Source organism: Phormidesmis priestleyi ULC007, assembly GCF_003003695.1.
Taxonomy (GTDB): Bacteria; Cyanobacteriota; Cyanobacteriia; order Leptolyngbyales; family Leptolyngbyaceae; genus Phormidesmis_A; species Phormidesmis_A priestleyi_A.
Genome location: NZ_PVWG01000090.1, coordinates 1 through 5,333, shown reverse-complemented (window position 1 = coordinate 5,333; position 5,333 = coordinate 1). Strand labels below are relative to the sequence as shown.

At 46.2% G+C, this 5,333-nt stretch carries 8 protein-coding genes; all 8 read right to left on the bottom strand.

All coding sequences use genetic code 11. The features are described 5' to 3' along the window. Positions 1–1,112: hypothetical protein (locus C7B65_RS26505; protein ID WP_219898756.1), on the bottom strand; the 1,112-nt coding region annotated here is incomplete at its 3' end. A gap of 73 nt (positions 1,113–1,185) precedes the next feature. Continuing rightward, positions 1,186–2,145: a ribonuclease III domain-containing protein gene (locus tag C7B65_RS26500; RefSeq protein ID WP_073075323.1), complete on the bottom strand. Its 960-nt coding sequence runs from the start codon at positions 2,143–2,145 to the stop codon at positions 1,186–1,188. Positions 2,146–2,169: 24 nt separating this feature from the next. After that, positions 2,170–2,571, bottom strand: coding sequence for a type II toxin-antitoxin system VapC family toxin (locus C7B65_RS26495; protein WP_219898754.1), 402 nt, complete (start codon positions 2,569–2,571; stop codon positions 2,170–2,172). Beyond that, entirely contained in the window at positions 2,571–2,810 is a 240-nt protein-coding gene (locus tag C7B65_RS26490) for a DUF2281 domain-containing protein (RefSeq protein WP_073075321.1), read from the bottom strand. The genes C7B65_RS26495 and C7B65_RS26490 overlap by 1 nt, the downstream gene beginning before the upstream one ends. 30 nt (positions 2,811–2,840) lie before the next feature. Next, positions 2,841–3,002, bottom strand: a complete 162-nt coding sequence (locus C7B65_RS28595; protein ID WP_219898753.1) for a hypothetical protein — start codon at positions 3,000–3,002, stop codon at positions 2,841–2,843. Positions 3,003–3,097: 95 nt separating this feature from the next. Next, a complete protein-coding gene (locus C7B65_RS26480) occupies positions 3,098–3,457 on the bottom strand; it encodes a type II toxin-antitoxin system PemK/MazF family toxin (protein ID WP_073075320.1) in 360 nt (119 codons plus the stop codon). A 2-nt stretch (positions 3,458–3,459) separates the two neighbouring features. Then, a complete protein-coding gene (locus tag C7B65_RS26475; protein WP_073075319.1) occupies positions 3,460–3,765 on the bottom strand; it encodes a hypothetical protein in 306 nt (101 codons plus the stop codon). A gap of 45 nt (positions 3,766–3,810) precedes the next feature. Continuing rightward, positions 3,811–5,082: a type IIL restriction-modification enzyme MmeI gene (locus C7B65_RS26470; RefSeq protein WP_073075318.1), complete on the bottom strand. Its 1,272-nt coding sequence runs from the start codon at positions 5,080–5,082 to the stop codon at positions 3,811–3,813. Positions 5,083–5,333 lie beyond the last annotated feature (251 nt).

Sequence of the window (5,333 nt, the reverse complement as noted above, 5' to 3'; positions counted from 1 at the left end):
TTCCCGCATTCCTCACTCCTGTTCATCCCGCCATAGAAGGACTTCGATTTTTCTCCCTCGACATCACAACACTCAAGTTGCTTATTCTGGTTAAAGAAACGATCGTGGGCTAACTTGTAAATCGTTTTGACCTCTGGTGGAAGATTCGACTTGTCAATGAGTAGATTTAAGCTGGTGAGAATAACCTGATTCTTAATATCTAGTCCCAACCATATTCGGTTATAAGTTTCGAGGTAGGAACCTGCCTCACCCTCAGCATGATGACTACTGCGGATAAGGTTTTGAATCGCTTCGTCTGCTGTAAAGGCTCGTGTTTGAGCGCTGGCGAACGCATAACGTTGTCGGAGTGGAACAGGCAGAGTAGAACCCTGAACAATTGCATCAATTGCTGTCAAAGCATCCAAGTCTGCAACACTGGGGAGTGCTTCACCTGCTCGAACATATTGATAAATTCCTTTGAGTTGCTGTTTTCGCTCTGGGGGAATTTCAGATCTATCAACAGCTACTTCAAGGTAGGTTTGTAACTCAACCAGTCTAGAGTTCTGGCTTGCGAGCCTATACCGTTGCTGAATCAAGTTGCCATTCTTTGCGTTTCTTATTTTGGATGAGCCAGACACGATGGTATCAAGGACATCGAGAGCTTGAGGATCGCGGATACGATCGCCCTTCTTAACTTGGTGATAAACATCTCGACACCGATCGTGAGTAGCTTTCAGCAAGGGGGTAGAGAGAATTGCTTGTTCAACTACTCCATCAATCTCAATCTGAGGATCATATAGAGTATGTAGAATGACAATTGCGTCACCACCATCAAGAGCAGCATTCTTCAGGGTAGTCTCTGTTTTTTCCGTAGTTCGCCTTGAGATAGAAATTGTTTTTATAATGCCAGATTTTAGGGTCACAGTTTGTTCCCCGCCCTCTTGAACTAGCTTATTACCAATAAAAATGTGATACGTCTCCCGATGCACAACAACTAGAGGAGGCTTGGGGGCATCACTGCAGGAAGTTAGTCCGCCAGCCAGGATACTGATTGCTGCCAGGGCAGTGAGTTGATTGAAACGACGACGACTTAGCTTGAACAACGGTTTTAATACCTGAAGGGAGCCTGACATAGGACACGAACTCTAGCGTTCTTGTTAGAATTCCCATCTAAATAGCACAAGTCACGAACCGTCTTGTCAAGATTTAGTCATCGTCATCACCGGGTGCCCAACCATAATCAGAAAAATCATCTAAGCCGATCATGTCCAGATAGTCTCTGGTCGTAACAGTGGTATCGAAATCGTCATCGAAATCAGCATCTTCCTCGTAAGATTCAACAGCTTCTTGGATGAAGCGATCGCACAACCACTTATAAACTCGTTCAAAACTGCGATCGCTATCCAGGTAAATCACGGCAACTAGAGCCTCGAACATTTCCCCATAGACACCCGGCTCTTCTTCAGGCGGTTTTCGGTTTTGTTTATTCCAGGATGAGCAGAAGTTGGACAACCCTAGCTTGATCGCGAATTCAGTTAAGGATTCACGACAGGTAATTTCTTGCCTCCAGTCATCGAGATCTTGATTGGTTAAGTCTGGGTGAGTAGTAAAAAGATAGCCTGCCAGAACGGCATCAAGTAGACGATCGCCCAGGAAAGCAAACCGCCGATATTGCAGCACGATCGTTTGTCGCTCAGGTTCCGAAACCACGGGCAGTTGGAGCGTTGAGAGATCGGTGAGGGCAAGGCTAAGCAAAGCGTCGCTTTTGAAATCCGGGATGGCGATCGTTTTTTGGGCAGCATCCAGCATATGGCGCAGGCGAACCTCATCCCCGCTGTCCCTAGTAAACCTCGGCTTCTGCCACACATGATCGCGGAAGTAGCGACTGAGATCTTGAGGAGTATTTAGGTCAACGGTTCGCTTGAAGAGTTCTGAAAGTTTATCTTGAATATCAATGAAGGCAAAACCGGGGGTATGTCCTGGTTCAAATTCGATCAAAATGTCGATGTCGCTATCGGGGCGGAAGTCATCTCGTAGCACAGAGCCAAAGAGGGCAAGCCAACGGATATGATACTGCTGACAGAGTTTAGCAATGTCTTCAGATGGAACTGGAATCTGCGATGCTCCTTTGGAGACACTGTGTGAGCGCCTGATCAATTCAGTCATGATGCGTGTGCTCGAATGAGAGAATTACCAAATGGTCTGGATGTTTTGCAGAGCTTGAATGCGATGATCGCGAGTAATGAGAGGCAGATTGAGGTGTAGTGCGGTTGTAGCAATAATTCTATCGGGCATTTCGGGAACGGTAGTGCGATCGATTTGCGGAATTGTCAGGCTAATTGCTTGATCGAGTGGCACCAGTACCACGCTACTATCCGGTTGATTCATTGCTTCAGTTAGGCGCTCTAAAACAATTGCAGGCAAACGCCCTCGTTCGATGAGGAAGCAAATTTCAACGATCGAGATAGCTGAAAGGTAGATTAGCTCTCCATCATTTACGGTTTGTTCAAGCAGAATAGATGCAGGGTTTGATAATCGCCCTGGTTCCAGGATGTACCAGACGATGATATGTGTATCGATCACAACTGCCATTATTCTGGAAACTCTCTAGGAAAATTACCCCACATTTCGCGGCGAGCTTCGGCGATGTCTTCTTCGGTGATGTGGATGTTGAGATCGGCACACAAGCCTTTGAGGCTACGACGCGGTTTTTTAGGAGCTGTTTTTTGCCGGAGAAATTCAGCAAAGTCTAGAACTTCCTGCTGCTTTTCAGGAGGAAGTTGCCGCAGGTTTTCGAGAAGGGTTTGCTCAAGGTTGGCTATGCTTTGCATCGGTCAATCTCCGCTGTGCTTGTTTCTAGTTTAAAACAATTCGCCTTGTTGCACGGTTTCTGGCTCAATTGCCCCTGATTTCTTACCCTTTGCCTTCTGCCCTTTGCCCTTTGCCTTTTTCTTATCGTGCAAACCCTGGGCGACTTCTTCGGCGTAGCGCTGGTGGTTCAACTCCAAAAGCCGATCGAGCACTTCCCGTCTTGCCGTTTCGCTGATGGTGAAGAGATCGCCCTGTTTGGTTTTGTGGAAGCTGTGCCCTAAGTCGAGGTCTCGCCAACCATAAGGGTTTAGGCATCTGGATCATATTCAACGCAGATGACCAAACCTGCTAATAATTCTTTGAGTTGATCTTGCTCAATGTGCCCAATCTGAGCTACAAACCGTTCGGTTGAGACACTGCGAACTTGCAGAACATTGCCAGCAGAGTCTCGATCGAGTCTGTTATCAGAGGTTGAAGGAATTTTCACCATGAAGGGACGAGTAATAAATTTTTCTTGCCAGGTTGTGATTGGAATGACGATTCGGATGGCAATCGGCTGGTAAACGTTTGAGCGGATGACAACAACAGGTCGAGTTTTCTGGATTTCTTGCCCTCTGGTGGGATTGGGATCAACGAGCCAAATTTCACTGTGTTTGGGAACAGACAAAATTAATCCTCCCAGTCTTCTGTATCCAATACTGAAAATTCAGTCAGTTCTGGATCAGTCTGAAAGTCTTCTGCCATTGCAGAAACATAGGGTGTGAGGAGTTGATTACGATCGCGAACGGGCAGCTTGGCGATTTGTTGAAGGGAAAGCGTGAGCGGTGGCGGGGTTTGTTGAGTGTGGCTAGAGAGCGATTCGCTCTGCGAAGTTTTAAGGGAGCGCGCGAAGTGAAGGACGGCTTCCTGCTTGGATGGAGAGAGCGATCGCACTGTTTCTAGTAGGGTTTGTTCGAGGTTGACGGTTTCTGCCATGCCTTGTTTTCCTCATTTCTGATTTCACTTTATCAAACGAGGCGGCTAGAACAGACTGATTTGCTCTTCCTGGGGGTCGTCTCCAGTTGTTTTTTGCTTTTTAGTAGTTTTACCTTTTGCTTTTTTACTTTTGCCTTTCTTCTCATGTAAGCCTTGGGCAACTTCTTCGGCGTAGCGCTTATGGTTTAACTCCAACAGCCGATCTAGCACTTCCCGCCGCGCAGTTTCGCTGATAGTGAAGCGGATGCCCTGTTTGGTTTGATGGAAATCGTGTTCTAAGTCGAGATCGTGCCAATTTTCAACGGTGGCTTGGTACGCAGCAGCTACCGCCTCATCCATTTCAATATGCAGCGATCGCAATTTCTGAATATCATCTGCCATCTCACTGGTGTTATGGAAGCGGTTGTAGGTTTTGGTCAGCCCTTCTTGGCGATCGCGCATTACTGACTGGCGATGGGTGTAGTAGGTTTCGCCGATCGTGTCGAGGGTTGGGAATTGGGTGCTGAGGTCTGAGGGATCGGGTGTGGGGAAGGGGAAGGTTTCAAAGCAGTCGGAAGGAGTATACTGCATATCCTTTTTCAGGCTTGAGCTATATTCCCTAGCCCAGATTTCATGAATGTTGGATTGCAGAATTGCCAAGGAACAATCTGTAAAAACAACTAATTTTTCGTTATAAACCCAGTTGTTGGGAACGAATATAACCGAGTGCATATTTGCAATTCTTGCTCTAAGCAAAACTCGATCACACTCCTCGATCAACCCATAAAGCTCTGAGCGAATGCGCCAAAATTGCCACCAAGGAGCAGCAGCAACATCTTTTGCTTTAGTTGATCGCTCTGGCTTTACTCTTTCTCGCAAAATTGCCAAACAATTAGGATAGTCCGACGCATAGGGCGCACCTTTCGGCTTCTTTGAATCATCATGTTCTGCGTCCAACGGATAATCTTTGAAATTAATCACCCAACGGCTCGGAGATTGATCGGGGCGTGAGTTCAAATCTTCACCATTAAGATAGGGAAACAGCACTTCTTGATTCTTTGGATCTTTGTCGATGAGTACCTGTGCTTCTTCGGGCGTAAGAACAAATCCCATGCCTAAAGTATATGAGCCAATATAGGATTTATTTTGATTTGCGATGAGTTGGTGAGGATTGCCAAGCGATTTTCCAGGTGTTGTGAGAAATGCTGTAATTCCAGCAACAATCTTATCATCTAAGGTATATTCGCCTTGCCATTGCTGTTTATATAACCAAATGTATGCAACTTCTAAGCTTGCGGTTCCTGCCCAAGGGCGACTAGGTACAGCGCGAGTAATCACATTACCACTAGCAGTTAATTGATCTAATCCAACTTCGCGAGAATCACCTTGAGCAATCGTATTTGTCGCAACAAGTCCAAATCCGCCTGATTTATTCAGTAATCGTTCTGCTTGTAGAAAGAAATAGGCGCATAAGTCTGCATTTCCTTTTACGTTATTTGCTAAATGTGCAACTATAGCAATCCTAAATCAGTTGTAAGATGAAGGCTGAGTGGGTCGTGACCCCTGATGACAACCGTGAAAGATGGTAT